Origin of the sequence: Microbulbifer marinus (assembly GCF_900107725.1) — a bacterium.
GTDB classification, from domain to species: domain Bacteria; phylum Pseudomonadota; class Gammaproteobacteria; order Pseudomonadales; family Cellvibrionaceae; genus Microbulbifer; species Microbulbifer marinus.
Genome location: NZ_FNQO01000001.1, coordinates 401,046 through 426,529 on the forward strand (window position 1 = coordinate 401,046; position 25,484 = coordinate 426,529).

General features: G+C 57.4%; 19 protein-coding genes. 8 read left to right on the plus strand and 11 right to left on the minus strand.

Annotated elements, in window-relative coordinates; all coding sequences use genetic code 11:
- Positions 1 to 124: 124 nt before the first annotated feature.
- The 5 genes from BLW36_RS17060 to BLW36_RS01855 all read left to right on the plus strand — a co-directional run bounded on the left by BLW36_RS17060 (position 125) and on the right by BLW36_RS01855 (position 7,039).
- On the plus strand, positions 125 to 2,425 hold the full coding sequence (locus BLW36_RS17060; RefSeq protein WP_139304790.1) for an ABC transporter permease: 2,301 nt from the start codon (positions 125 to 127) through the stop codon (positions 2,423 to 2,425).
- Positions 2,426 to 3,696: 1,271 nt separating this feature from the next.
- Positions 3,697 to 3,861, plus strand: a complete 165-nt coding sequence (locus BLW36_RS01835; protein WP_244506095.1) for a transposase — start codon at positions 3,697 to 3,699, stop codon at positions 3,859 to 3,861.
- Between the two features lie 93 nt (positions 3,862 to 3,954).
- Complete coding sequence (locus BLW36_RS17065) at positions 3,955 to 5,043, plus strand: hypothetical protein (RefSeq protein ID WP_139304791.1); 1,089 nt, start codon at positions 3,955 to 3,957, stop codon at positions 5,041 to 5,043.
- 160 nt (positions 5,044 to 5,203) lie between these two features.
- Positions 5,204 to 6,127: a M14 family metallopeptidase gene (locus tag BLW36_RS01850; protein WP_091384560.1), complete on the plus strand. Its 924-nt coding sequence runs from the start codon at positions 5,204 to 5,206 to the stop codon at positions 6,125 to 6,127.
- A gap of 66 nt (positions 6,128 to 6,193) precedes the next feature.
- On the plus strand, positions 6,194 to 7,039 hold the full coding sequence (locus tag BLW36_RS01855) for a PA4780 family RIO1-like protein kinase (RefSeq protein WP_091384562.1): 846 nt from the start codon (positions 6,194 to 6,196) through the stop codon (positions 7,037 to 7,039).
- Positions 7,040 to 7,107: 68 nt separating this feature from the next.
- On the opposite strand, the gene BLW36_RS01860 is transcribed toward BLW36_RS01855, so the two are convergent.
- The 3 genes from BLW36_RS01860 to BLW36_RS01870 are packed head-to-tail and all read right to left on the minus strand — an operon-like array spanning position 7,108 to position 9,504.
- Positions 7,108 to 7,560: a hypothetical protein gene (locus BLW36_RS01860; RefSeq protein WP_139304792.1), complete on the minus strand. Its 453-nt coding sequence runs from the start codon at positions 7,558 to 7,560 to the stop codon at positions 7,108 to 7,110.
- The gene (locus tag BLW36_RS01865; RefSeq protein WP_170833086.1) at positions 7,547 to 8,239 is read right to left on the minus strand and encodes a response regulator; all 693 of its coding nucleotides are present in this window, start codon (positions 8,237 to 8,239) and stop codon (positions 7,547 to 7,549) included. The genes BLW36_RS01860 and BLW36_RS01865 overlap by 14 nt, the downstream gene beginning before the upstream one ends.
- The gene (locus tag BLW36_RS01870; RefSeq protein ID WP_091384569.1) at positions 8,239 to 9,504 is read right to left on the minus strand and encodes a sensor histidine kinase; all 1,266 of its coding nucleotides are present in this window, start codon (positions 9,502 to 9,504) and stop codon (positions 8,239 to 8,241) included. The genes BLW36_RS01865 and BLW36_RS01870 overlap by 1 nt, the downstream gene beginning before the upstream one ends.
- Before the next feature lie 267 nt (positions 9,505 to 9,771).
- Here BLW36_RS01870 and BLW36_RS01875 point away from each other — a divergent pair, with 267 nt between their 5' ends.
- Entirely contained in the window at positions 9,772 to 10,602 is an 831-nt protein-coding gene (locus BLW36_RS01875; RefSeq protein WP_091384571.1) for a DUF2306 domain-containing protein, read from the plus strand.
- A gap of 336 nt (positions 10,603 to 10,938) precedes the next feature.
- Here BLW36_RS01875 and BLW36_RS01880 read toward each other — a convergent pair whose 3' ends face one another.
- From BLW36_RS01880 to rfbF, 7 genes are all read right to left on the minus strand, one after another.
- The gene (locus BLW36_RS01880) at positions 10,939 to 13,035 is read right to left on the minus strand and encodes an acyltransferase family protein (RefSeq protein WP_091384574.1); all 2,097 of its coding nucleotides are present in this window, start codon (positions 13,033 to 13,035) and stop codon (positions 10,939 to 10,941) included.
- A gap of 75 nt (positions 13,036 to 13,110) precedes the next feature.
- The gene (locus tag BLW36_RS01885) at positions 13,111 to 14,211 is read right to left on the minus strand and encodes a glycosyltransferase (protein ID WP_091384576.1); all 1,101 of its coding nucleotides are present in this window, start codon (positions 14,209 to 14,211) and stop codon (positions 13,111 to 13,113) included.
- Between the two features lie 66 nt (positions 14,212 to 14,277).
- The gene (locus tag BLW36_RS01890) at positions 14,278 to 15,618 is read right to left on the minus strand and encodes an NAD(P)H-dependent oxidoreductase (RefSeq protein WP_091384577.1); all 1,341 of its coding nucleotides are present in this window, start codon (positions 15,616 to 15,618) and stop codon (positions 14,278 to 14,280) included.
- The gene (gene rfbC / locus BLW36_RS01895) at positions 15,612 to 16,154 is read right to left on the minus strand and encodes a dTDP-4-dehydrorhamnose 3,5-epimerase (protein ID WP_091384579.1); all 543 of its coding nucleotides are present in this window, start codon (positions 16,152 to 16,154) and stop codon (positions 15,612 to 15,614) included. Before rfbC ends, BLW36_RS01890 begins: the two co-directional genes overlap by 7 nt.
- A 12-nt stretch (positions 16,155 to 16,166) precedes the next feature.
- Positions 16,167 to 17,213 carry an NAD-dependent epimerase/dehydratase family protein gene (locus BLW36_RS01900; protein ID WP_091384581.1) on the minus strand — a complete coding sequence of 349 codons (1,047 nt, stop codon included), beginning with the start codon at positions 17,211 to 17,213 and terminating at the stop codon, positions 16,167 to 16,169.
- Positions 17,191 to 18,369: an NAD(P)/FAD-dependent oxidoreductase gene (locus BLW36_RS01905; RefSeq protein WP_091384583.1), complete on the minus strand. Its 1,179-nt coding sequence runs from the start codon at positions 18,367 to 18,369 to the stop codon at positions 17,191 to 17,193. The genes BLW36_RS01900 and BLW36_RS01905 overlap by 23 nt, the downstream gene beginning before the upstream one ends.
- An 89-nt stretch (positions 18,370 to 18,458) precedes the next feature.
- Complete coding sequence (gene rfbF, locus BLW36_RS01910; RefSeq protein WP_091384585.1) at positions 18,459 to 19,232, minus strand: glucose-1-phosphate cytidylyltransferase; 774 nt, start codon at positions 19,230 to 19,232, stop codon at positions 18,459 to 18,461.
- A 757-nt stretch (positions 19,233 to 19,989) separates the two neighbouring features.
- Here rfbF and prpD point away from each other — a divergent pair.
- Positions 19,990 to 21,486, plus strand: a complete 1,497-nt coding sequence (gene prpD, locus BLW36_RS01915; protein WP_091384587.1) for a 2-methylcitrate dehydratase — start codon at positions 19,990 to 19,992, stop codon at positions 21,484 to 21,486.
- Positions 21,487 to 21,696: 210 nt separating this feature from the next.
- On the opposite strand, the gene BLW36_RS01920 is transcribed toward prpD, so the two are convergent.
- Positions 21,697 to 22,644, minus strand: coding sequence for a porin (locus BLW36_RS01920; protein ID WP_091384589.1), 948 nt, complete (start codon positions 22,642 to 22,644; stop codon positions 21,697 to 21,699).
- A gap of 320 nt (positions 22,645 to 22,964) precedes the next feature.
- Between BLW36_RS01920 and BLW36_RS01925 the strand changes: the two genes are divergently transcribed.
- The gene (locus BLW36_RS01925; protein WP_170833087.1) at positions 22,965 to 25,376 is read left to right on the plus strand and encodes a DNA internalization-related competence protein ComEC/Rec2; all 2,412 of its coding nucleotides are present in this window, start codon (positions 22,965 to 22,967) and stop codon (positions 25,374 to 25,376) included.
- Positions 25,377 to 25,484: the final 108 nt, after the last annotated feature.

Genomic DNA, 25,484 nt, shown 5'->3' on the forward strand with positions numbered 1-25,484 from the left:
TGGGTGGGTCTTATTGAGGAACTGCTGTGTGGCTCAGTAAGCGTTAATATAAGCGTCCATAGAAAATGTCTACTGCACGAAGTTATTTAAAAAACTATTTATTAAATAGAAGGCTCGCCAAACTGTGATCGACAAAGCTGTAGTGCGATGGGAAAAAATAAAACGAAAATCAATCACTATTAAAATAAAAGCAAAAGAGATGTTTCTTCTCTGGTATGCTAAGGGTTGGCAGTATATCTATTTCCTAAAGAACAGGCTTTTTAATGTTAGTTCGAACTATGGCGGACGGCTAGGATTGATATTCCTAGCAGCGCTAATAGTGGCAAGTGCAATATTTGTCCCGGCGCTTAAAGGTTATTTCGAACCATATTTCTCCGAGTCAGGGCGATTCAACTCAATTAGGGCTCTTTTTCTTACTCTTGGTGGCGCCTTGATCGGTGCTACCGCGATCGCATTTTCACTCATCATGTTTGCAATGCAGGTTAATGTTGAGCGAATGCCGCATGGCTTATTCAGGAAATTTAGCTCAGACGTAAAGCTGCTTGGAGCATTTGTTTTGACATTCTCATTGGCGGCGATCATAGCAGGGTTGTCACTGATACCAGATGGATCTTGGGTGGCTGGGGCTACTGTGGCAACACTCTGGTGTTCATTGTTAATTATGTTGCTATTTGTGCTTGCGTATCGCAGAGCGCTTGCTTTGATTAGCCCTACTATGCAATTGGGATTGGTGGTCGCGGATACGAAGAGAAATTTTAAAACATGGGATAGAGCTGTAAAACGATTAGTGCCGATATTTCGAGCAAATTCAAATTCTGAAAAAGAAAATGAGGAAATAAGAAATAAATACGATATGGATCGTGTAGCCTATTTTAAATTGCATCCGAGGTGGACAGAATCGGGCGAGCAAGCGATTTACTATTGCATTACCTTTTCAAGGCGGTACGCAGAACAAGGCGACCACGAGGTTTCGCGAGCTGCGCTTAATGGGGTAGTCGCAATCAATGCATTGTATATTAAAGCAAAAGGTAAAACGTTTTTTTCAAACAACTACATTGTCAATAATCCGCTGGCATCTGACAGTTTTCTAATAAATACACTTGAGCATTTGCGGCAGAATGTACAAGTAGGCGTTTCACGAAAAGATGAGCAATTCATTGAGCAAAATCTACAGGGTCTACTTCAGCTCACGCGACTTTACCTTTCAATAGAATATGGAGATTCGCATGCCATAAAGTCTCATGCGCAACTGGTATCAGGCTATTTGGCAAGTGCAGTAGAAAGCATTATTCCCCATGATATGCCTGATGTGTTAATTGAAGGTGTATCGCTACTTGGAAGTGCGGCTCGACTTATCGTTGAATATGACAGGCCTGAGTACATAGCCACGATCTCGGAGAAGATCGCGTTTATAGCTTGCGCTGGTGCTGTTAATCAAAACTACCAGCCGGTATCCCAAGTTGCAGTAAAACAGCTCGCAATTCTCACTTTCGAATTACTGCGGAGCAAGTCACGGCAGGTGCGTTATGCAATCAAAGAAGTGCGAGATGATGTAAAGCTAATTGCAGAAATGTACCTCAAAATACCTGATAAACCACTAATAAGTATTCATAGCTCGAGTTTAGCGCCATACTATTCCGGAACAAGCAATGATTCATTAATGTCGAGTCTGACAGACTTGACCAATGCCATATTAAACGCAGAGCCCGGTGATGAATTGGCGCAGCGAGTTATACGCCATTTAGTGGAATGGGCAGAGGAATTATATCAAACAGAGAAAGAATTATTATTGCTGGCGATTGAGAAAAGATCTCATCTCACATTTGACCTAATCCACTGGATAGTACATGTCACAAAATTACTACTCGCTGTTTCTTGTGCGGATGTTTGCGATGATCATTTTAGAGATAAACTAAGAAGATCAGCACATTGGTTGATTTATGTACTTTCATGGATTCCTGATAATGAAGAAACGATCAAGTATGTAGAAACGTTTCGTATCGCAGATAACATATTCGAATCCGCAGTAGATGCACATAAACGAGGTTGCGAAGCGGAGGCGTTAGAAATTCGAAAGCTGCTTCTTAGTTGGACACGCAAGGTGGGTAAATATGAGACTGGGTGGGCTTCCCTAGAAAAAGCTTGTTGTGGCTTAGCATGCTTAAATCTTATTCTTAACCTGCCAGATGATAAACTATTCACTGATATCGATACATTCCTTTCTAAGGAAGGTGCTCCTGATTTTGATACTAGATTACGAGCCGCCTCTGACCTACATGAACAAGCAGACAAATATCGTCCCGGGTATGGTCATGGCGATATAGACATGGCAATGGCACGTGTCGATCAATCTAGACTTAGCGTGCTGCTGCATGGAGTAGCTAACCATTTATGTCCTGAAATTGATAGCGTGGAATCAACTTAAGTTTACGGATGGCAATTGAGAATTGTCACACTACAGCACCGTGAAATCCGACGCTCGCTCCCCGCGCGGTTTATGGTAATCGTTATTCATCTAAAATAAGTAATTAGCGTGAGATCAATTTTATGGAGTTAATTTGGTCGAATTTAATCGGTGTGAAAAGCTTTGACCTACCTCGTTTAACGGTTTTCTTTTAGTTGGAGGATCAAAATTTGAAGGTGAATAGAAATTCTCCAGGCCGTCAAAAATGATCATGCTGGACCGGCATGTAAATCTAAAGGGATTCTTGGAAGGCGGTCCTTGCTACCCTATGCATTGGCATTCGGTCCTACTCAACGCCAACTTGTCGCAAGATGAGTGGCGCTGTATCGAGTACTTTCAAATACGCGCGCGCGAATTTCTACTTAATGTAGAAGATCTAAAGTTGCCTGGGTTCTTTTCACTTTCTATCGATCATGGTGGTCAAAAAGTAACCGTGGAATCAAACGCATTTCCTGGGCGCCACCGTGTAAAGTCACTTTATCTAGATTTTCGGCATTTTATTGCAGACAAAGAGCCCTCGAAGTTTCAGAGAACTGTCAATATCCTTAGTAAAAATATAGATAGGTCGAACCCGCTGCAAACTTTCCTTTCTGAACTCAAGCGAAACTTTCTTCGAGAGGCGAGCTTTGGTATTACGGCTAATGGAAGAGAACTATCCGTGGCTCGCTTGGTAGATTTGTGGTTTAACACAGAGTTCTTTCATGCTGGAAGAGAGGAGCAAGAGAAAGAACGTCTCGAGTGGCTAGCAGTACTTCATGATGACGCGGCTCACCAGTTGTTGTTATGGGGTGTTATAAATACGACACACACTGTTAAGTCACTCTATGCATGTGTAAAGGATCTCTGTCGCACCGGATCACTTTCTGTGAACTGCCCAGACCCAAGAATAATTTTTAGGGATGCTTCAAATTAGTAAACAGGTCGCGCGGATTGGAGAATGTGTAGGCATTCATCGCTGCAACCTAATAAATGGGGGTCAGATCAACATTATGATACCCATTAGCACCCACTGAGTTTTCCATCCATTAGTCTATGGTTATAGCAAAAAGGGAAGGGAAAGCTCGATGGCCAGATTGCCGCGCCTCGGACCTGCAGGGATTCCGCAGCATGTTATACAGCGGGGTAACAACCGGCAGGTTTGCTTCTGTTCCGTGCAGGACATGATCGCCTACGCCGATTGGCTAAAACAGTATGCAAAGGAGTTCGATATTCAGGTACATGCCTGAGTGTTGATGACCAATCACGTCCACCTGCTGGTAACCCCGCAGTCTGATCAGGGTGTTAGTAAGATGATGCAGGCCCTCGGGCGTATTTATGTGCGTTTCTTCAACCGCGAGTATCGACGTCGGGAACTCTGTGGCAGGGGACTGGGCTGGCCGCGCATCACTTTGCCGTGAACATAGTTCTTCTTTGTTCTTTTGCGAGCAAATTCAGCGGCGATTCAGTTGCGCCGGGTTAAAAAGCAGGTGTGAATCCAAGGAATACGCACCATGCGCCAGATCCCATACCGATTACTCGCCGCTCTCACCATCAGTTTGACGCTCGGTGGCTGTGTCACCTACCCAGCTACGCCGGTGATCGTCGGGAACACCTATGTCCGGAAGGCTCCTCCGGTTTACTCCTATTCAGTGATCACTGATCCCGGCTATCGCTACTACGACGATACCCTCGGCGTTTACGTATTCTATGACCGCAGCGACGTTTTCTATCGACAGGGGCATTACTATCGTTGGCACCATGACCATTGGATCAGTGCCAGTCACTGGCGTGGCCCCTGGTATCCGGCCCCGAATCTGTATATCTCGGGAAACTTCAATGATCGCTGGCATTCGCGCTTGCGCCGCCACGGCCATCGCTATGCCGGAGGACACGACTACAGACCGCCGCGCCGGCACGTTCATGACGACGGTTACAACCGGCGGGACCGGCATGAAAGCAACGGGCATCGACGTGATCGTCGTGAGGAGGGCCAGGATCGTCGTGGGCAGGGCCAGAATCGTGGCCGAGGCGGAGAACATGGGTTTGCTGGCGTAGCCGAGCCGAAGCGGCGGGCGTCTCAGACGGATAACCGGAGCGGGCATCGAGATGATCGTCGTGAGAAGGGCCAGAATCGTGGCCGAGGCGGTGAACATGGGTTTGCTGGCATAGCCGAGCCAAAGCCGCGGCCTTCTCAGATGGATAACCGGAGCGGGGATCGCCGTAATGAACGCCGGAACCCTCGTCCGAACGAGCGGGCAGTGAAACTGGCGGACAAACCCATCGGCATTCGCGACCCACGAGTTGTTCCTGCATTAGAGCGTCCGGCAACCGATCGCCGCGCGGTGCGCGACAGGCCCAAGCCACAAAACAAGCGTGGCCAGCCCCAGCCCCAGCCCCAGCGCCAGCGAAATGCGCCAAATGATCGGCGCAATACTGCCGCGAAGCCAACTTCGCACCAGGAGCGTGAGCAACCAAAGAACGAGCAACCAAAGGAAAAGAAAAAGAAGTCCAAGAAGAAAACGGATAAGCGCGATCAGGTACGCCTGGTGCATGAGCCGCGTACCCGCCTGTCCAATGAAGCACGCCGTCGGATCGATTGATCCTGTCTAATAAATGGGGTCAGATCAACTTTATGGCATTCATTTGATTGACCCTATTTGATGCCAATATGGCGGTCTGCGCCCATTTAGTTAGAAACTCCGCAATGTTTTGGTCGGGGTGTAGAATACCTCCCTCGCTCATCACCGGAGAACAAGCGACATGAACACGGCCCCCGCATTCTATCCAATCGGTACCCCCGGCACGCCCTGGGGCGAGGCGGAACGCGCCGAGTGGTTGTCCCGTCAGGCCCGCCAGCGCAGTTATGAGTCCGAAGTACTGAGTGCAATCGAGGGCCTGCGCCCGCGCTTCGATGTGGAAGAGTATGGCCGTCTGGAATACGGTGATGAGCGCTTTCCGCTACTGGCGATCCGCAGCCGCGACTGGCGGGACGACCTGCCGGTGGTGCTGGTGACGGGCGGCGTGCACGGCTACGAAACCAGTGGCGTACACGGTGCGCTGCAGTTCGTCGATCAGCATGCCGCGGATTACGCCGGCCGCGTCAACCTGCTGGTCGCGCCCTGTGTCAGCCCCTGGGGCTACGAGCGCATCCACCGCTGGAACCCGAATGCGATAGACCCGAACCGCTCGTTCCGCGAAGACAGCCCGGCCGAGGAATCGGCGGCGCTTCTGCGTCTGGTAGCACCCGTCCGCGATCGTGTACTGATGCATATCGACCTGCATGAGACCACCGATACCGACGAAACCGAGTTCCGCCCTGCGCTGGCTGCTCGCGATGGCAAGCCGTTCACGCCGGGCGGGATTCCCGATGGCTTCTATCTGGTGGACGACAGCGAGAACCCGCAGCCCGAATTCCTGCAGGCGGTGATCGCGGCGGTGGAGAAGGTCACCCATATTGCCCCGGCGGACGACAACAACGAGATCATCGGCTCGCCGGTGGTCGCGCGGGGCGTGATCCAGTACCCGCTCAAGCAGCTGGGCCTGTGTGCCAGCATCACCAACGCCCCCTACAAGACCACCACCGAGGTCTACCCCGACAGCCCCCGCGCAACGCCCGAGCAGTGCAATGAAGCGCAGGCCGTGGCGGTGTGTGCGGCGATCGACTACGCACTGGCGCACCGCTAACAGGGGCAAGAAATCGGCGGCTGCGCGGCCAGCAGGTCGCCTCCGCCGACGATCAAAAGAAGATCTATGAAAGTACCCAAGAGATTACAACCGCTGGTCGATGACGGCATGATCGACGAGGTCATGGCCCAGTTGATGAGCGGCAAGGAAGCACAGGTGTATGTGGTGCGCTGCGGCGACAGCTTGCGCTGTGCCAAGGTCTTTAAGGAGGCCAGGCAGCGCAGCTTCAAGCAGGCGGTGCAGTACCAGGAAGGCCGCAAGATGCGCAACAGCCGCCGCGCGCGGGCGATGTCGAAGAAGACCCGCTACGGACAGAAAGAGCAGGAGCAGGCCTGGCTGAGTGCCGAGGTCGATGCGCTGTATCGGCTGGCGGCAGCCGGCGTGCGCGTCCCCGAGCCCTATGGCTTCGTCGACGGTGTATTGCTGATGGAACTGGTGGCCGATGAGGAGGGCTACGCGGCCCCGCGGCTGGATGACGTCACGCTGACTGCGGAGCAGGCCCGCGATTATCACGGCCAGGTGATGGCCGACGTCGTGCGCATGTTGTGTGCGGGCCTGGTACACGGCGACCTTTCCGAGTTCAACGTGCTGGTGGACCGCCACGGCCCCGTGATCATCGATTTGCCCCAGGCGGTGGATGCGGCCGGCAACAACAACGCTGCCATGATGCTGCAGCGCGATGTCGACAATATGCGCAACTATTTCGGCCGCTTCGCCCCGGAACTATTGACCACCGATTACGGCAGGGAAATCTGGGCGCTGTATGAGGCGGGTGACTTGCACCCGGAAACTACCCTTACCGGGGTTTTCGAACATGAGGCGAAAAGTGTCGACGTCGCGGACCTGATGGCCGTCATCGATGATGTTCGCGAAGAACAGGCCGAGCGCATGGCACCGGCCTGGGAAGAGTAGGGCCACGTGCTGGCGCATCGTTGAGACGGGAGAGTAGTAGCGGAAAGGGCTGAATTATTTTCTCGGCGCTACTTCGTATTGGTAGCAGCCGGGGTTTCAGCCGCGGCGGGCCACACCAGGCCCGCGCGTATCACCACCAGCAGAATGACAAACGACATTTCCAGTGCAAGGAAGACACCGATGGGGTGGTCGGGCACACCTTGTATCATCAGATAAATCAAATAGAGCGTGGCGAGCAGGTTGCCGGCCAGGGTAATGCTGAGCGCATAGCCTCGCGCTTGCCATAGCGGCTTGCTGAGCAGGATATTCAACGCGGCGGTGCCGGCGAGCATGGCCCCGGGCAGCATAAGCAACAGACGACGGGGCAGGGCAGTATCCTCGCTCATCACCTGCGCCCAGATAGCGACAAAATGACCGTTGGCGCCCAGGGTGAGCAGAACGCTCAGGAGTACAGCGCCAGCCGCGGCAACCTTATACAGGGCATTCTGCTGCAAACCCGGTGATGAACTAGAAGCCGACATCGCGCCCTCCGGCGGTGGCCAGGCCACATTCGTAGGCAAAAACAACGGCCTGGGCGCGATCGCGCAATCCCAGCTTGGACAGCACACTGGAAACGTGGGTTTTTACGGTGGCCGCGCCAATAAACAGGGCCTCGGCAATTTCGGCATTGCTCTTGCCGTCGGCAATCGCCGCCAGCACTTCGCGCTCCCGCGTGGTCAGGCGCTCCAGACGCTCGGCCAGGTTGCGGCCCGCCCCCAACTTTTGCGCGAACTGGCTGATCAGGCGCTGGGTGATACCGGGTGCGAGCATGGCACCACCATCCGCAACTGTGCGCACCGCCTCCACCAGCGCCTCGGGTGGAATATCCTTAAGCACAAACCCACTGGCTCCCGCCTGCAGGGCGCGAAACACGTATTCGTCGGGATCGAAGGTGGTGAGGATGATGACCCGGCAGGTTGTGTCGCCGGCCTCCGCTCTTTCCTCTGTTTGTAATAGGCGCGCTGTGGCTTCCAGCCCGTCCATCTCCGGCATGCGTATGTCCATAAGGATGATGTCTGGCTGGTGCTCGCGTGCTGCCTCTATTGCCTCAACGCCGGTGCCGGCTTCGGCCACCACCTGAATGTCGGGCTCGTTATCCAGCACCAGGGCAAAGCCGCGCCGCACCAGCGCCTGATCATCCACCACCATGACTCGTAACATCAGGTTCCCCCTTCCGTAGTGGGCAGTTGTGCAGTCACCTCAAAGCCACCGCCATCGATCACACCGGCGCGCAGGTGGCCGCCGAGTAGTTCCGCCCGCTCGCGCATGCCCGCGATGCCATGGCCACCGCTTTGTTGTTCATCGCTTCGTTGTTCACCAAGAGGCTGCTCACCGGCACCGTCATCCTGAACACAGATAGCAATATGATCAGGCGCAACGCTCACACTCACGCGCACGCTGGCTTCGGCACCAACGTGTTTGATGACGTTGGTCAATGACTCCTGAATGATGCGGTAGGCGGCAAGGGCGACTCGGGCCGGCACGCCGTCGTACTCGCCGTGGGCTTTATAGTCGACCCGGGCAACGACATGCCGGACCTTTTCGATCAGGGCAGGGAGATCACCCAGGCCCGGCTGCGGTGTGAGGGTCGTCTCGTCACTGGCCGGGCGCAGCACGCCCAGCAAATGACGCATCTCCGACAGGGCGTGGCGGCCGGCGGCCTCCACCGCAGTCATGGCTTCGCTGGCCGCCTCCGGGTTATTGCGGCTGATGGTTCTGGCGGCGCCGGCCTGTACCGTCATCAGGCTCACCTGATGCGCCACCACATCGTGCATCTCACGCGCGATGCGGGTGCGCTCCGCCGCCACAGCGCGCTCGGACTCGGCATTGCGCTCGCGCTCCAGATACTCGGCTCTCTCTTCCAGCAAACGCAGGTATTCACCGCGAAAGCGCAGCCGGCGACCGCTGTACCACAGTGCCCACGCCAGCATCACTGACACGGTACCTCCGGCCGTGGGCTGAACCAGTAACCTCTCGTCTTGCACCACAAACGCCAGCGTCGCCAGGACCGCGATCAAGCTGACTCGGGTGTTGGCCTCATAGCGGCCGAGGCTGTAGAGCGAAAACGCCAGGGCAACGATTCCTTCCGCCGGCAAACCCAGCTCCAGTATCAGCGTGGCTCCGAGAACAACGGCGTGTACCTGCCAGGGGTGGGTGCGACGCCACAACAGGGCGAAGCAGCCGACGAAGGCGCATTGAAAAGCGGCGACGTCCCACAGGCTTTGCAGGGCCAGGACATCGCTTGCGTCTTGGCGCGACCACATCAGCAGCGTCAGCAAAAAGGCGAGGGTGGCGATGAGCAGGTCGGTCATCTGCGGCCAGCGCACGAATGGGCCACGGAATGGCTGCCATACCGGGAGCTTGGGTAATTCTGTGCTGGCGTTGTGCGGATTCGACGCCGGCGTCGTGGGGGACGGCGATTTCATTTCCGCATGCTAAACCAGGCGCGGCCAGCTGTCATGAGACTTCCGGGGGAGGTGACAGCAGCACCGTCTCCGCCTTTTGGGGGAGGCCAGATTCCTGCCTGTGGCGGATGTTCTGATGTCTGAAAGCGCCGACCATGCTCGCCAAGCAAATTCAGCCCAAGCCCGCGAGAACCATGCCGCGAAAAACAAGGTGAGCCAACACCGCGTGAGTCGTGTGAGTTCCGTGATTCGCGTGCATCCCGCCATCTAAACACCTGGAGAAAAACGATGAACGACGCTGTTCTTGGCCCAACACTGCTCCGCCCATTCGATACATCCCGCGCCGTCAGGCTGGCGGTAACCACCTGGTTTGGCATTGCGGCGATCGGCCACGGGATATTCCTTGCCTACATTCTTGCCGTATTCTACCCACCCATTGCGCAGTCGGGACTGCACGGCCTGCAGGGCCTCGAGCACCTGCCGGCTGGCTTTCGCGAGGGCGATACACTGGGCAACCTGGCAGCGGTAGCGCACGTGCTGCTGGCCGCGATTGTGATCGGTGGCGGCCCCCTACAGCTGGTGCCCGCCGTGCGCCGACACGCCCCAAGCTTCCACCGTTGGCTGGGCCGCAGCTATCTGCTGGCTGCCGTCATTAGCAGTGTGGGCGGGCTGTACATGATCTGGACCCGTCACAGCATTGGCAACCTGGTGAATCAGATCACCATCTCCATCGACGGGGTACTGATTCTCGTGTTTGCATTCCTGGCGCTGCGCAACGTCATGGCCGGCCGGATTGCCGAGCACCGGCGCTGGGCACTGCGCCTGTTCATGGTTGCCAGCGCGGTATGGTTCTTTCGTGTGGCGCTGATGGGCTGGGCGACACTGACCGGTGGCTGGGGCATCGACTGGGAGTCCTTCACCGGCCCCTTCGTGTACGCCCTGGGTGTCGGCCAGTACTTGCTCCCTCTGGCCATGCTGGAGTGGTACTTCCATTGCCAAAAGCGTGAAGCCGGGCATCGTGCAAAGCTCGCCTTTGTAAGTACTCTGGTGCCACTGACCGTCTTTATGGCCATTGGTATTTTCGCCGCGACCATGGGTATGTGGTTGCCGCGGATCTAAGCCTGTCACTCAGGCGGCCGCAAAACTGTTCCCGTAGACTTGGCTGTAAAGAATTAACGGGGTCGATCAACGCGCTGACGGCCGGCGATGGCACGCCGTTGATGCCAAGCGGGATTCCGGGCGCCTTCCACCCGGCCGATGACAACGGCGAGATCATCGGCTCACCGGTGATCTGGGGGCGTCACCGAGTTCGCGCTCAAGCAGCTCGATATTTGCCCGGGCATCACCAACGCCCCCGACAAAACCACCACCGAAATGTACCCCGAAGCCCCAGTATCACGAACAGACAATGTCGCGGCGCTGGTTCCGCCCCACGGTTTAGCAGGTGTATAGGGCTTACATCGTACGGCGGTCGCCGGTGGCCTCCCTTTCCTTCAGCGCAGCCCAGAGCGCCTCGATCAAGAGGTCGGCACCGAAAGACGTCACGTGATTGTCGTCGTACAGAACCGGCAACTGGTTGATCACTCCCCGGCAAATGGTCTCGTCGCACAGAACCTGATAGCTATTGAAAAGTACGGCGCCGTTATTCTCCGCGACTTCGGTGATGGTTTTTATCGTGTCATTGGCGCGGGCGACTGCGTCCAGGTAGGGCATGGAAATATCTATCGCTCGGTCAGTCATTGCCAGCCGCATGGCCGTGGGCGCGACGAGTAGGGGGAATTCGGGCGGCGATATGATTACCGTCACCTCGCGGTCCATCGACTTGAGTGCGGCAAGCGTGCGTTGCAGCCCACGGGAAAACACGGCTGGATTGTTGGCAACGTCTATGTTCTCTGTTTCTTCATCGAACAGGTACACGAGGTCGTCGGGCAGGTAGTCCGTGGGCAGGCGCCTGCCCTCATAGTTTACGACCCACCTCGCATTCAATATGACATGCTGTATCTCCGGGTGTTCGCGTATGAACATCAGTACCGAGCTGTTGAAGCGACGGCAGGCGTTTTCCGCTCGGGGTCGTTCTGGTGTGGCATTCTTGGCCACGCCGAGCAGGGGTGGGCAGTCGACTGCACCAAAGAAATACATGTCCCGGTCGCTCCCTGACGCCGCCAGCAGTGAACTGAATGCCGGGGTCAGTGCGCGTGCGTGTGAGTCGCCCCACAGCAATATCCCGTTTTCGTGGGTGGATTCTCCTTGCCCTTTGTGGATCCTGCATTTGTCGAGTGAAAGTTCGAGTGCTTCCTTCCCGCGTTGAAAACAGAGGTTCCGAATGGAGCGGTACTGTTCGATAGTGTGGTTTATGGCTTGAGCCTGTTTTGGCAGCCGGCCGGCAAGCCCATCACTGAGGAACAGTGCCAGCGCCAGCGTAACGCCCACAGTGCTGACAGTCGCTGCGGTCAAAATTGGCTTTGCCGAGCCGAGGCTGGGCAAGAAGCCTGCGCTTGGGCGGCCCTGCACTCTGCCGGAAGCGGGTACAGCGCTTTTTTTGCGCAGGAATGGCTGCTCTATATACCTTTGTGAAAGCAACGCAATGGCCAGGGTCACGGTCAGCATGAGTGCAGTTTCGCCGCTGCCGAGTGACCGCCCCATGTACATGCCTGTGAATACGATTAGCGGCCAGTGCCAGAGGTAAAGGGAGTAAGACGCTTTACCTAGTGTTACCAGGCTTCTGTGCGAAAGCATGCGGGTTGCGATGCTGGGGCCATTGAGACCGGCATTGATCACCAGCATACTGCCGAGTACCGGCAAAAGTGCTGCGACGCCGGGAAATCGAGTTGAATCATCATAATAAATCGCGGCGCCGATGATCGCGGCGAGCCCCGCCATGCCCAGTAGATCGTTAACCGGTCCGTGTGACAGCCGCAGCCGGAACCCGCACGCCAGGACTGCCCCTGCCAGCAGTTCCCATGCACGGCTGCCGAGCAGGTAATAGGCGGCAGAGGCTGAATTCCTTGTCTGATACACGCTGAATAAGAAAGACAACAGGATCAGGAAGAGCAGGATATTGCGCAGTTTTACCGTGGACATTTTCGGGAAGAACAGGAACAGCAGCGGGTAGAGCAGGTAAAACTGCTCCTCCACAGCGAGTGACCAGGTGTGCAGGAGTGGCTTGGTTTCCGCCGCCACGTCGAAGTAGCCGCTTTCCATCCAGAAAACAAAATTTGAACTGAAAGCGAAAGTGGCGCCGAGACTCTTGGCGAATGATTTCAGTTCCGCCGGCAGCAGCAGAAAATAGGCCGCGATCGTAGAGGCCACCAAAACGCCAAACAGTGCGGGGAGCAGCCGCCGCACGCGGCGGTTGTAGAAGCGGATACTACTGAAGGTTCCTGCTTTGTGCTCGGCGAGCAGAATCGAAGTGATCAGGTAGCCGGATACGACAAAAAATACATCGACCCCAACGAATCCGCCACTGAACGCTGACAGGTCGGCATGGAAAAGTATCACGGGAATGACGGCAAGGGCGCGCAGTCCATCGATATCACTTCTATATTTGGTCATTGTAATTCTCAGGTCCGCGAGTGCTGTCTCCGTTAGGGGGCTTGTGTTTCGATAAGGGCGTCCATTCCTGCGATGTCAGAATGCCGAAACCGGAGCTGTGGACGGCGGCTTGTCGACTTCGCAGAGCGTTTGCAGAGTATCGAGCTGGATCTGCAGCGGCTCTGGGAAGGGAAGCCCCATCGTTTTCAGAATCCTGGCAAACCGATAGCGCCAGTCGTGCCGGTGCAGGGCGTGGATCTGGTTTCGTCGCTGGATTGCGTGCAGACGCTCTCGGTCGCGAAGCAAACGGACGATTGCGTCCGGTCCGTCGGCCGGATCGGCAGGTACGGATACCATACTGTCTTGCCAATCCATCAGGTTGGGCGCCGAAGCGCATCTAGGCCTGGTGCCCACAACCACGTTGCCCGCCGCCCAGGCCTCAAACCACCGGTAGAGCACCGGTGAGCGATTGAGGAATCGCGGGTTGTCGCTGGGTTCGAAACAGAGGTTAACGCTGCTCGACGACATAAGTTTCCACTGCAACTGTCGATGTTCCCGCATGCTCTGGATCGTGGGTGTCTCAAAAGTAGAGTGCACATAGGTGTAGGGGCTGCCGGGGGTGCCGAATGCGGTTTGCAGTGCCCTGTGGTATTCCCGGTTGATGCGACCGTAGCCGAAAATGTCTATGCCGTTTTTGTTTGGAATCCGCGCGTGTAACAGGGCGTCGATTCCAAATGGCAGGAAGTAGGCTCGCTCGAAACCATGGCAGCTCCGCAGTTCCGCGGCTATTTCTTCGATGCCCGTGAATACCAGGTCGACGGACTGCAATATGCGTGGTCCAAAGCCGTCCAGAGTCATGGAGTCAAAGCTATCGGTAAAATAGACCGCAATACGCGAAAAGCGTTGGAGGTCACGGCCGAGACTTGCCAGGGTTAATAGGAAATGCGGGGTGCTGCAAATGACCAGCAGCTGGTTGCCTGGCAAGGTTTTGGATGAAACGCCGGTAACGCGATAGGGGTTGCGGAAGCGATAGTGCAGCTTGCGGATATCCTGCGCCGGAAACCGGTATGCAACATCGAGGATGGGGACATTCCAGCTAAGAATCAATTCATGGAGGTCATAGAGTAGCGAGAAACCGACGTGATTCTGCTGGAGCGGATATTCCGACAGGACTACCAATTTCTGTTCCGGGGGCATCTGTTCTCCCTACCTGGCCGGCGGCCAGTAATGGTTGCGGGAAGCGGTAAAAGTGATCGGTCCGGGCTAGTTTATGACTCTGCTGTTATCGGCCTCCTGCGTCGCCTGTGCATGCTCGAAATACATTGAGTCCTGCCGGGACCTGAGTCTGTCTACCAGCCTGCCCGGAGGCAGAATTACGTCGTCGTAGGTAAGGACCGTGTCCTTGGGGATGTCACGCTTGAGCACGCAGTCTTCAGCCAGCCCCATGGGCAGGAGCTTGTCGGCAAAGACACGGTCTGCGTTTTCCGCCTGCCCATAGGTCATGTACCAGCCAATGCCGTCAAGTCTCTGCCCGGCTTTCAGGTCGACCTTGGCGGTCGCGACTACATCAACCACCGGTCCTGCCAGCGGCGCCACCGCGGCGTCCTGGAACAGGGCAGCCCGCGCTACGGTATTGGCCACTTCGAAATGGCACAGGTGGTAGGGGTTGTAGAAGCAGTACAGCGGCCCGGGGCCGACTTTGTATAGGTTCAGGTAGTGCTGTTGGCGAGGGTCGTCGTGCATGCCGAGCACAAACACGCCTCCGTTCGGTGTCGGCCCGACGACATAGTCGACAATACCGGGGCCGTCCTGCAGGTATTCGAGCGGATAGATCTCTGTGGTCTTTTCCAGCGGCGTACCCGGTGGGAGTGACGGGCCCAGCATGCCGCGCTGCGCCACCCGCATCCCGGTTGCATTGGCGACAATAGCCTGCTCAAAGGAAATCTTGGTCCCGTCGGCAAATGACGTCACCATGTGGGGTTTCTGTCCCCACTTCTCGGCGAATGAACGTTGAGTGGTCGGGTTGCGGTAAGGATCCTGGAGTCCCTTGACATTCCCGCACAGGACGGGCCGTATGCCCAACCCGCGGACAAAGCGGTAAAGATTGAGAATGACACCGGGCTGGTCTCCGTCAACATTGGTGTAGACGACGCCTGCCCGATCCGCTTCTGATTTCAGCAGGGGGCCAATAGTGCTGTCGAGTTCTGCATTCATCAGCAGCAGGTGCTTGCCGTGGCGGATCGCTTCCTGCGCAATGGCCGCGCCGTATTCGATGGCTCCGGTAACCTCGAGGATCACGTCTACATTGTCAGCCTGACACAGGGCCAGACCGTCTTCGGTGATTGCCGGCTTACCCGCGGCGATGGCAGACTCAATTTCTGCACGGGTGTCAGCATAAGTGCATTCCCGGACACCGGCCTCCTGATACGCTTGCTTCGCGCCGTCGATATGCCTGTTTGCAATGGCGACCAGGTCGATTCCGGGCGTTGATTTGACGATATTCAGGGCGACCCCGCGCCCCATGAAGCCCGCGCCGATCATGCCCAGGCGTATTGGCCGTCCACGTTGCGCGCGCTGCTGCAGCGCCGTGTCAATAATCAGCATTGCGGCAGCTCCGTGTATTCCGGCCAGCCGGCGTCCTTGTCCGAAATCACACTCGGTTCCAGGGGCCACTGGATGGAGAAAAAGGGGTCGTTCCAGCGAATACCGCGCTCCGAGCCGGGCCGGTAGCGTTGGCTCACCATATAAAATGCCTCGGTATTGTTGCTGAGGGTGATGAAGCCGTGGGCGAAACCCCGGGGCACGAACAGCGCCCGGCGATTGTCCGCGGTCAGTTCGATGCCGAACGACTGCCGATACGTGGCCGAATCCGGGCGCAGGTCGATGATGACGTCGTAGAGCGCGCCCCGAATACAGCGGACGAATTTGGTTTCCCGGTAGGGTTCAACTTGGTAGTGCATGCCACGCAGTGTGCCGCGGCTAGGGTTCCACGACAGGTTGGCTTGCAATACGTCGCGCTCTAGACCCAGCTCGCCGAACTCATCGGCACAGAACACCCGGGAGAAAAAGCCGCGATCGTCAACGATCGGGTCTATGTCGATGACAAACGCGCCCTGTAGCGCCGTTTCGGTAAAATGCATCTTTGCTTCCTGTCAGTTCAGCCAGTTCAAGTCGACGTCGACACGCTTTTGGGCCATGTGCTCGTTGAGGACTTTCAGGCGGATAAAATCTGAGTTGCGGAAATCCCTGTCGCTGAAACCGATCTGTTCCAGTCCATCTTTCAGGCCTTCGACTGCCTCCGCCAGCGACACCTGTGGCTGGTGGTGCGGTGCCAGTTCGCGAAAGCGGTTGAAGTCCACCCGGTAGGAGCGCTTATCCGGTGCCGCATCGCTGTTGATGGTTATGCGGGTCCCGGGCACGACTTTGGCGACGGCTTCAGCCAGGTCTTTGACCTGGTAGTTCCATTGGTCGCTGCCGGCATTGATAGCCAGGAAGTCACCGCCATTGGCGGCAGGGCGGTCGATCGCCCATTCGATCGCGCGCGCCATATCCTCGATGTGAATCAATGGTCGCCAGGGAGAACCGTCACTCAGGATATTGATTTCGCCGCAGGCAACGGCACCCGCGACAAAGTCATTCAGTACCAGGTCGAGGCGCGTGCGGTCGCTAAAGCCACAGGCAGTCGCAAAGCGCAGGCAGGTAATGACAAACTCCGCGTCAGCCAACCCCCGGATACCTTCCTCGGTGCCGATCTTGGACTTCGCATAGGCCGTTAAAGGATTGAGCGGATCTTCCTCCTGTCGCGGCGCCCCGTCAGCGGCGCCGTAGACGCTGCAGCTGGAGGCAAACACGTAGTGCCGGACACCCGCTTCCTTGGCCATCCGGGCAATCTCGATACTCGACCTGCAATTGATCTCATGCGTGACTCTTTCGAAGGTGTGCCCCATCGGGTCATTGCTGATTGCGGCCAGGTGAACGACGGCGTCAAAGCCCTGAAGATGGTGCGGCTGTATCCGCCGCACGTCAGCAAACCACTGCTGGTCGAGCCGGGTCTCGGGCAATTTCTGTGGGCCGCTGAGGCAGTGGGCAAAGAAGCCCTGGTCCAGGCCGACCAGGGTGGCGTCGGGTTTTACTTTGCGTAGGTGGCGAGTCAGGGTGGGGCCGATATATCCAAGGTTACCGGTGATCAGAATTTTCATAGTCCGCCTGTTGCTTTGTTATGTGCGAGTTAGGTCGTGAATTTTCTCTGTCGTGACAGCGAAGCCGGGCGCAGACTTCCTCGGCAATGGCCAGGCATGATGTCAGTCCGGGGGACTCGATCCCGTAAAGAGCAATGTAGTCCGGAATCCCGTGGGTGCGTTGATCCACGATGATAAAATCGCCGGAAGCTTCCCCTGGTCCTGTGACCTTCGGTCGGATCCCCGCGTAGTCAGGTACCAGCTCACCGTCGCGCAGGTCCGGGTAGTAGGTGCGGATTGCCCGGTAAAAAGACTCGCATCGGGTCGGGTCCACGCGGTAGTCGAGGCTGGTAACCCACTCAGTATCGGGGCCAAAACGGGCGTTCCCAGCCAGGTCGAGAGTGAGGTGAATGCCGAGGCCCCCGTCCGAGGGCAGGGGATAGATCAGGTGGCTGAAAGGCAGCCGGCGGGAAACCGTGAAGTAGCAGCCCTTGGAAAGGTAAGCGGGGGGGATTCCCGCCGCGCCGGGCCCCTGCAAAATCCTGCTCAGGTACTGTGCGCTGTGACCGGCGCAATTCACGAGTACACGGCTGCTGACTGCGGTCGGCTCCGCGCCGCCCACTTCTACCCGGAAGCCGCCATCATCAAGCTGTGTGAGCTCCGTCACCGGGCTGTTGCAGCAGACCAGGCCGCCGTGTGCTTCCAGGTCTCCCTGCAGCGCCAGCATCAGGCCATGACTGTCGATAATGCCGGTGGAGGGTGAGTAAACGGCTTCGATGGCTGCCAGATCCGGTTCCATTTCAGACAGGCTTTGCCGGTTCAGGATCTGCAGGTCAGTAACGCCGTTTGCCTGTCCTTGTGCAAGGAGGCGGGCCAGAGCCGGGCGCTGTTCCGGCGCGGTGGCGACAATCAGCTTGCCGGTTTTCCTATAACTTACCCTGTGTGCGTCACAGTACTGGTAGAGCAGCTTGCGCCCCGTGACACACAGTTTTGCCTTCAGGCTGTTCGCTGGGTAATAGATGCCGGCGTGAATTACCTCGCTGTTGCGGGCGCTGGTCTCGGTTCCCGGTCGAGCGTGTTGCTCGAGCACCAATACCGAACGCCCGGTTAGGGCAAGCTGCCGTGCCGTGGCGAGACCGATGACGCCGGCCCCCAGAATGATCGCATCAAAATCCATATTCAGACGAAAGCTGTCAGTCCCTGCATGGAGGGGGTAGCTCGCGCCGCGCTTGCGCTGCTCCCCGGTGAGTGCGGTGTGCTAATTGTTCACCACTTGACCCAGGGAGCCTCGCCGGAATTAACCAGGCTTTCCAGGTAATGCTTGTCTCGCAGTGTATCCATAGGATGCCAGAAACCACGGTGTTTATAGGCGTTGAGCTGCCTTTCGCGAGCAAGTGTCTGCAGCGGTTCGGCCTCCCAGGTAGTGTGGTCGTCCTCAATCAGGTCAAACACTGTCGGTTCGAGGACAAAGTAGCCGCCATTGATCCAGGCCCCGTCGCCGTTCGGCTTCTCGTGGAAAGAATTGATCCTGGTCTCGCACTCGCCCAGGGCTATGGCACCAAACCGGCCCGGCGGCTGAACCGCGGTGAGGGTTGCCATGAGTCCCTCTTGCCGATGGAATGACACCAGCTCGGAAATGTTCACATCGCTGACGCCATCGCCATAGGTGAAGCAGAATGTCTCGTCACCGATAAAATCACGTACCCTTTTCAGCCGACCGCCAGTGAGGGTGCTCTCCCCGGTATCGGCCAGAGTGACCCGCCAGGTTTCCGATGGTCGGTTGTGTACTTCCAGCGTGTTATTCACCATATCCACGGTAATGCTGGCAGTCTTCACGAGATAGTTGGCAAAAAACTCCTTGATGATGTGACCCTTGTAGCCACAGCAGATAATGAAATCATCGATTCCATGTTGGGAATAAATTTTCATGATATGCCAGAGGATTGGCATACCGCCGATTTCGACCATCGGCTTGGGTTTTACGGTGGTTTCCTCGCTGAGCCTGGTTCCCAGGCCGCCGGCAAGAATGACAGCTTTCATGGCTACTCCTTAGCTCTATGTGCGATCACGTACTCACTGTGTCATTGAAATGCACAGAGTGAGCAAGAGAATCTCCGATATCTCATCGCACTTAAATAGCCGTCTCTTCGACGGCCCGGTAACTCCCCGCCCCGGGATGTTCATGTCCTGTGTCGATCGTAATAGGGATAAATTTATTATTTACACAAGAGCTGGAGAACCGCCTCGTGGTTTTTAACTTCCGCAGAGTTTTAGATCAAAAATAAAGCAGGCGGGGGTGAATGCATGACATTTTAGTAATGACCGAACTGTACGTGACGCGCCTTTCGGCAGGTGGTGATTCACGGCGCGGATTTCCATCGTCAGCGGTTGTCAATGGTTGGCGTGAACGATCGATCTTGTCGATGCCGGATTGTCATCAGTCTCCGCACTTCGGTTGTCGATTCCGCGGTCGCAGGAAACCATCCAGTCGCCAACAATATTCCCACCTGCGATTTTCGTGTTCGAAAAAATAAACCGGAACAGATCGGGGCAGCGAGCGAAGGTTAGAATCGGGCACAGATATCGATGTTTCCTCGCAGTGCATTGGCGCGCTTCCTCTCAGGCGGAAGCGACCGCGACCTCTCGCATTTATCTATGCTCACAGTATTCAAACCCGCTTGTCGTTACAGCAGTAGGCTCTTTCCGGTCGCGCTGGATAATCGCTGTATGGCATGGCGCCGACCACAGTGGCCAGGCGCTTTGTATTGTGTTCGTCAAATGTCAAAGGGGTAGGCGTATGAGCGCCAATGTCGACCTGAACATCCGCCCGGACTACGACCGAGTCATCCAGGATATTGCTGACTACGTCCTGAACTACCAGATCGACTCCGACGAGGCATGGGAGACCGCGCGCTACTGCCTGATGGACACACTTGGCTGTGGCCTGCTGGCGCTGCGCTTTCCCGAATGCACCAAGCTCCTCGGGCCGGTCGTCGAGGGAACTGTAGTACCGAACGGCGCGCGGGTGCCGGGAACCCAGTTGCGCCTGGATCCGGTCAAGGCTGCCTGGGATATCGGTTGTATCGTGCGCTGGCTGGATTACAACGATACCTGGCTGGCGGCGGAGTGGGGGCATCCGTCTGACAACCTGGGCGCCATCCTCGCAGTGACCGACTACCTGTCACAGAAGTATCTGTACGTCGGAAAAGAGCCGTTCACTATGAGGGACGTGCTGGATGCCATGATACGGGCGCACGAAATCCAGGGTGTGCTGGCGCTGGAGAACAGTTTCAACCGGGTGGGACTGGATCATGTGCTGCTGGTGCGGGTGGCCTCCACTGCGGTGGCCACCATGCTGAAAGGCGGCAGCCGCGAGCAGGTCATGGCCGCGCTGTCGCAGGCCTGGGTGGATGGTAGCGCGCTGCGCACTTACCGCCACGCGCCCAACGCCGGCTCGCGCAAATCCTGGGCCGCCGGCGATGCGACCTCACGGGGCGTGCGGCTGGCGGATATCGCGATGCGCGGTGAGATGGGGATACCCGGCGTGCTGACCGCGCCGCAGTGGGGGTTTTACGATGTATCCTTCAGCAAGACCAACGCCGATCAGAAAGTGAAAGCCGAGGAAGACCGGCAGTTTAAATTCCCGGGCGGTAGCTCAGCCGACTACGGCAGTTACGTGATGGAAAATGTGCTGTTCAAGATTTCATTTCCGGCGGAGTTTCACTGCCAGACCGCGTGCGAGGCCGCCGTCACCCTGCATCCACAGGTAAAGGACCGTGTCGACGATATCGACAAGGTCGAGATCACCACGCACGAATCCGCGATCCGGATCATTTCCAAACAGGGGCCGCTGGCGAATGCCGCCGATCGCGACCACTGCCTGCAGTACATGACGGCAGTGCCGCTACTGTTTGGCGACCTGGTGGCGGAGCACTACGAGGATGGTTTTCACGCGGCGCACCCGGAAATCGACAGGCTGCGCGAGAAGATGGAAGTGGTCGAGGACAAGCGTTATTCAGGTGAGTACCTGGATCCGGACAAGCGCTCGATTGCCAATGCCGTGCAGGTTTTTTTTAAAGATGGCAGTGCTACGAATAAAGTTGAGGTCGAATACCCGATTGGCCATCGCCGGCGTCGGAAAGAGGGCATCCCGTTACTGGAGGAAAAGTTTAAGCGCAATCTCGCCACGCGTTTTCCCGAATCGCGCTGTGAAGAAATCTTCTCGCTGTGCAGCGATCGGGAGCGGCTTGAGCAGGCGCCGGTGAATGAGTTTATGAATCTGTTTGTTATCTGATTGCGATCGCGGCCAACGGCGGCTCCTACAATGGTGATCTCGTCATGCCGGCGCAGGCCGGCATCCAGTTTCGTGGCTTCTGGTTTCCGGCCTGCGCCGGAACGACGACATTGCAACCTAGCAGTGGCCGGCGGCCGCGATTGATCTGTCTACAACAAAAAAGCCCCGGCTGTTACGCCGGGGCTTTCCTTCAAGCGGGATCGCGTTCGATCAGAACTTGTACTCGGTGCCGATACCGAAGTAGCTGCGGTCATAGTCATCCGCGGCAGTTTCGTCGGTGTAGAAACCGAATACCTTGGCGGCGCTGGACAGTTTGTAGTCCAGGCCCAGGCTGTAGGTCTCACCGTCGGTCTTGACGATATCGGACTCGCCGTACTGGCCCTTCAGGGTCCACTGGTTGATCTTGTAGGCAACGGAAGTCAGCCAGCCATCCTGGGTGCTGCCGTCGGCTTTTTCCTGCTCTTCATACAGGCCGCCGACCTGTACCGGGCCGATGTTGTACTGGGCTACCACGCGGTTCACGTTCCAGTCATTGGCCTCTACGTCCTGATCGTAGGCGTAAGCCAGGTAGAAACCGTTATTGTCGTACGCCAGTGATACAGAGGTACCGTTGTCGCGGGTGTCGATCAGGTTGCCGTCAACGTCGAGGATCTCTTCGTCCTTGTGGCTGATGTACGCCGCGGATACCTGGAAGCCACCGAAAGACGGAGTCGTGTACTGCAGGTTGTTGGATTCGCGGTTGTCGCTCTTGGTGATGATGCTCTTGATATCGCCTTCCAGATCGTTAAACAGGTCGACTTTCTTCTGGGCGACTTTCAGCGGGGTATCGAACTTACCGCCAATCACCTGACCAAAACCGCCTTCCAGGCCGGCGTAGATATTGCGCTGCTCAAAGGTATCTTCGGCTTCGCCGTCGATATCCACCTGATATTCCATCTTGTAGATACCCTTGAGGCCGTTGTCGAACGGCAGCTCACCCTTAACGCCGAGGCGGGAAGCGTTGCTCTTGATATCGGTGTTCGCACCATCGCCTTCGTCGGCGGACTGGAAAGCGACGTTGGCCTTGCCGTAGAAGTCGATTACCTGTGACTCGTCTTGGGCGTTAGCCAGTGCCGGAATCATCGCAGTGATGGCCAGGGAGATAGCGGTCTTGTTCATGGTCGTCTCGCACAGTTTATGGTTTTTGGGCTGAGAGGCGGCTTTTGTTGTTGCGAATACTGGCCGTCTCTCGAGTTGGTGCGGATTCTGCGATCCGAATATGACAAACGTGTTAAAGATGGCGTTTTTCTTAAATTTTTATGACCGCCTGGTGCCATTTCATTCTGGAGAGACAGTTTTAGGTTCGCGGCTGGCGGTCCTTCCGCTTTGCAGCCTGCTGATAAATCTGGCAAAACGTTGCCCTGAACACAGGAAGTGGGGCGGGGGCTATGGGATCCACGGCTGGAACTCGGACAGGACGCATATCTCTGACGGCGTTGATGTGGGCATATTCTCTGGCCATTGTCGCCACCGGCAGTCTGCCAAGTCTGCCGACACTTACGTCGCTGGCCCTGCTCGCAGCGGCGCTGCTCGGCGGCATCCTGATACTGCCAGGGCGAGTGCAGCTGCTGCCGCTACTGTTCGCGTCGCTGGCCGGGGCCGGCTGGAGCCTCTGGCACAACCAGCAGGCGCTGTCCGAACGCCTGTCGCTAAACGACCACGGCGCCGACTTTGTACTCGAAGTGCAGGTGGACTCGCTGCCCGACCTCCGCCGCCATCAGTCCGGCTTCGGCCACTCTCTCAACACTGCCAGCGTGCACTTCAGCGCGCGGGTCATCAGAACCGTCGCGGCGGTTGACGCCGAGCAGATCCCGGCCGGGCAGCTTTTGGATCTGACCTGGTACCGGGTCGACGACGAGGTACGCAGGCGGTTACGAGGCGGCAGCCGCTGGATGCTGCCGGTGCGGCTGAAACACCCGCGGGGCAGCGTGAACCCCCATGGTTTTGACTATGAGGGCTGGCTATTGCAGCGGGGCGTTTATGCCACCGGCTACGTACGGCCGCAGGATCGGCAGCCGCAATGGCTGGGCGATAAACCGGGCCTGGTTAAATTACGCCACTGGCTGCGCGATCGGCTGCTGGAGCTGGCACCGCGCCGGGGAGCGCTGTTGTCCGCGCTGTTGCTCGGGGATCGGGGCGGCTTGACCGATGAAGAGCGTCGCCTGCTGCGGCAGACGGGTACGGCGCACCTGCTGGCCATCTCCGGCCTGCATGTGGGGCTGGTTGCGGGGCTGTTTCTGTTGTTGGGAGGCTTCTGTGGGCGGGTGATCGGCCTTTACCGCGGTGTTACTCCCAGGTTGCTGGGGGTTGTCATCGCCCTGGTCGCGACCCTGGCTTACACGCTGCTGGCCGGCGCGCCGCTGTCCGCCCGGCGGGCGCTGGTGATGACCTGGGTGGTGTTGTTCGCTTGGCAGTGGCGGCACCGCGTTCAACCGGGTTTCGCTTTCAGCCTGTCGCTGGCGCTGGTGCTGTCGTTGCAGCCACTGGCTTTTTTCGCGGCGGGCTTCTGGTTGTCATTCGGCGCCGTTGGGGCGCTGTTACTGGGCTTCAGCGGTCGCCAGCGCCTTGGACTGCCGAGTGACGAGGGACGCGCAGATCTCACGCAACGCCTGCGCAACAGCGGGGCGGGATTGCTCCGCAGTCAGTGGCTCGTGGCCCTGGCACTGTTGCTGCCTTCGCTGCTGTATTTCTCCGGTTTCAGCCCGGCGGGTATGCTCCTGAACCTGGTGGCGATTCCGTGGCTGGGGATCCTGGTGTTGCCGCCGCTGCTACTCGGCGCATTGCTGGTTGCCACTACAGTTGGGAGCTGGTGTATCGGGTTTGCCGCCTGGCAGCTGGATCTGTTGATCCGCTTCCTGGAGCTAGGTCGGGAAATACTGCCCGCCTGGCAGGTGCTGGGGGCGCCATTCGGCTGGGTGGGCCTGGCGCTGGCCGGCGCGGGCGTTCTGCTGCTTTTGCTGCCGGCGGGTTTACCCGGGCGGCGATTGGGCTGGCTGTTCCTGTTGCCGCCATTGCTGCCAATGTTGCCTGCGGCAACCGAAACAGAGCCACACCTGCGTGTCACGGTGCTTGACGTCGGCCAGGGGCTGGCCGTGGTATTGCGGACACCGCAACAGAGGCTGGTCTACGACACCGGTCCCATGTCCGGAAGCGGTTGGAGCGCCGGCAGCCAGATAGTCGCGCCGTATCTGCTTGGCGAAGGAATGCCGGGGCTGGATACGTTGGTGGTCAGCCATGGCGACAGGGACCATGCCGGCGGTTTTAACGGCCTGGCGGAAATGGTACCGCCGGCGCGAGTCTACGCGCCGGGGCGGCTGGCCGACAGACTCCGCAGTGGTCCGCAACAAAGCGTTTCCAGTTGCCGGGCCGGCGCACAGGAAGATCTCGGTGACCTCCAGCTGCAGTGGCTTTGGCCGCAGGACCAGGATTTATCCGGGGAGGAAAACGACCACAGTTGCGTGGCGCTGGTGCAGTGGCGTGGCGTCAGAGTGCTGTTGGCCGGGGATATTTCCCGCAGTGTGGAGCGGCAGCTCCGGCAGCGCTATCCAAACTTCGCACCGGTGGATCTGCTGATCGCGCCGCATCACGGCTCCCGCACTTCATCTTCGGCTGACTTTATCCGCTGGGCGCAGCCGGCCAGCGTGGTCTTCAGTGCCGGTTTTCGCCATCACTTCGGCCATCCGCACCCGCAGGTGGTCCAACGCTACCAGAGCGCTGACGCGAAGCTCTGGAACACCGCGACCAGCGGCGCTATTACGCTGGTCTGGCAGGGCAGGGGCAGTCTCTCTGTTGAGGAGGCGCGCGCCTCGGGGCCATTTTGGTATCGCGACACAGGGCTGGTTAAATTTTGATCGCTATTGGTCGGTTTGAATTTGCAGTACGCCAAATCGGTACTGAGTAACCGTTCAAACTTCGCAAATATTGTCAGTTACCGGAACCATCGATTGCGAAGCCTGTCG

Bases quoted from the DNA above. Each gene is read 5' to 3' on its own strand.
- BLW36_RS01835 (WP_244506095.1), top strand. From the start codon at position 3,697: ATGACCAATCACGTCCACCTGCTGGTAACCCCGCAGTCTGATCAGGGT.
- BLW36_RS17065 (WP_139304791.1), top strand. From the start codon at position 3,955: ATGCGCCAGATCCCATACCGATTACTCGCCGCTCTCACCATCAGTTTG.
- BLW36_RS01850 (WP_091384560.1), top strand. From the start codon at position 5,204: ATGAACACGGCCCCCGCATTCTATCCAATCGGTACCCCCGGCACGCCC.
- BLW36_RS01855 (WP_091384562.1), top strand. From the start codon at position 6,194: ATGAAAGTACCCAAGAGATTACAACCGCTGGTCGATGACGGCATGATC.
- BLW36_RS01860 (WP_139304792.1), bottom strand. From the start codon at position 7,560: ATGTCGGCTTCTAGTTCATCACCGGGTTTGCAGCAGAATGCCCTGTAT.
- BLW36_RS01865 (WP_170833086.1), bottom strand. From the start codon at position 8,239: ATGTTACGAGTCATGGTGGTGGATGATCAGGCGCTGGTGCGGCGCGGC.
- BLW36_RS01870 (WP_091384569.1), bottom strand. From the start codon at position 9,504: ATGAAATCGCCGTCCCCCACGACGCCGGCGTCGAATCCGCACAACGCC.
- BLW36_RS01875 (WP_091384571.1), top strand. From the start codon at position 9,772: ATGAACGACGCTGTTCTTGGCCCAACACTGCTCCGCCCATTCGATACA.
- BLW36_RS01880 (WP_091384574.1), bottom strand. From the start codon at position 13,035: ATGACCAAATATAGAAGTGATATCGATGGACTGCGCGCCCTTGCCGTC.
- BLW36_RS01885 (WP_091384576.1), bottom strand. From the start codon at position 14,211: ATGCCCCCGGAACAGAAATTGGTAGTCCTGTCGGAATATCCGCTCCAG.
- BLW36_RS01890 (WP_091384577.1), bottom strand. From the start codon at position 15,618: ATGCTGATTATTGACACGGCGCTGCAGCAGCGCGCGCAACGTGGACGG.
- rfbC (WP_091384579.1), bottom strand. From the start codon at position 16,154: ATGCATTTTACCGAAACGGCGCTACAGGGCGCGTTTGTCATCGACATA.
- BLW36_RS01900 (WP_091384581.1), bottom strand. From the start codon at position 17,213: ATGAAAATTCTGATCACCGGTAACCTTGGATATATCGGCCCCACCCTG.
- BLW36_RS01905 (WP_091384583.1), bottom strand. From the start codon at position 18,369: ATGGATTTTGATGCGATCATTCTGGGGGCCGGCGTCATCGGTCTCGCC.
- rfbF (WP_091384585.1), bottom strand. From the start codon at position 19,232: ATGAAAGCTGTCATTCTTGCCGGCGGCCTGGGAACCAGGCTCAGCGAG.
- prpD (WP_091384587.1), top strand. From the start codon at position 19,990: ATGAGCGCCAATGTCGACCTGAACATCCGCCCGGACTACGACCGAGTC.
- BLW36_RS01920 (WP_091384589.1), bottom strand. From the start codon at position 22,644: ATGAACAAGACCGCTATCTCCCTGGCCATCACTGCGATGATTCCGGCA.
- BLW36_RS01925 (WP_170833087.1), top strand. From the start codon at position 22,965: ATGTGGGCATATTCTCTGGCCATTGTCGCCACCGGCAGTCTGCCAAGT.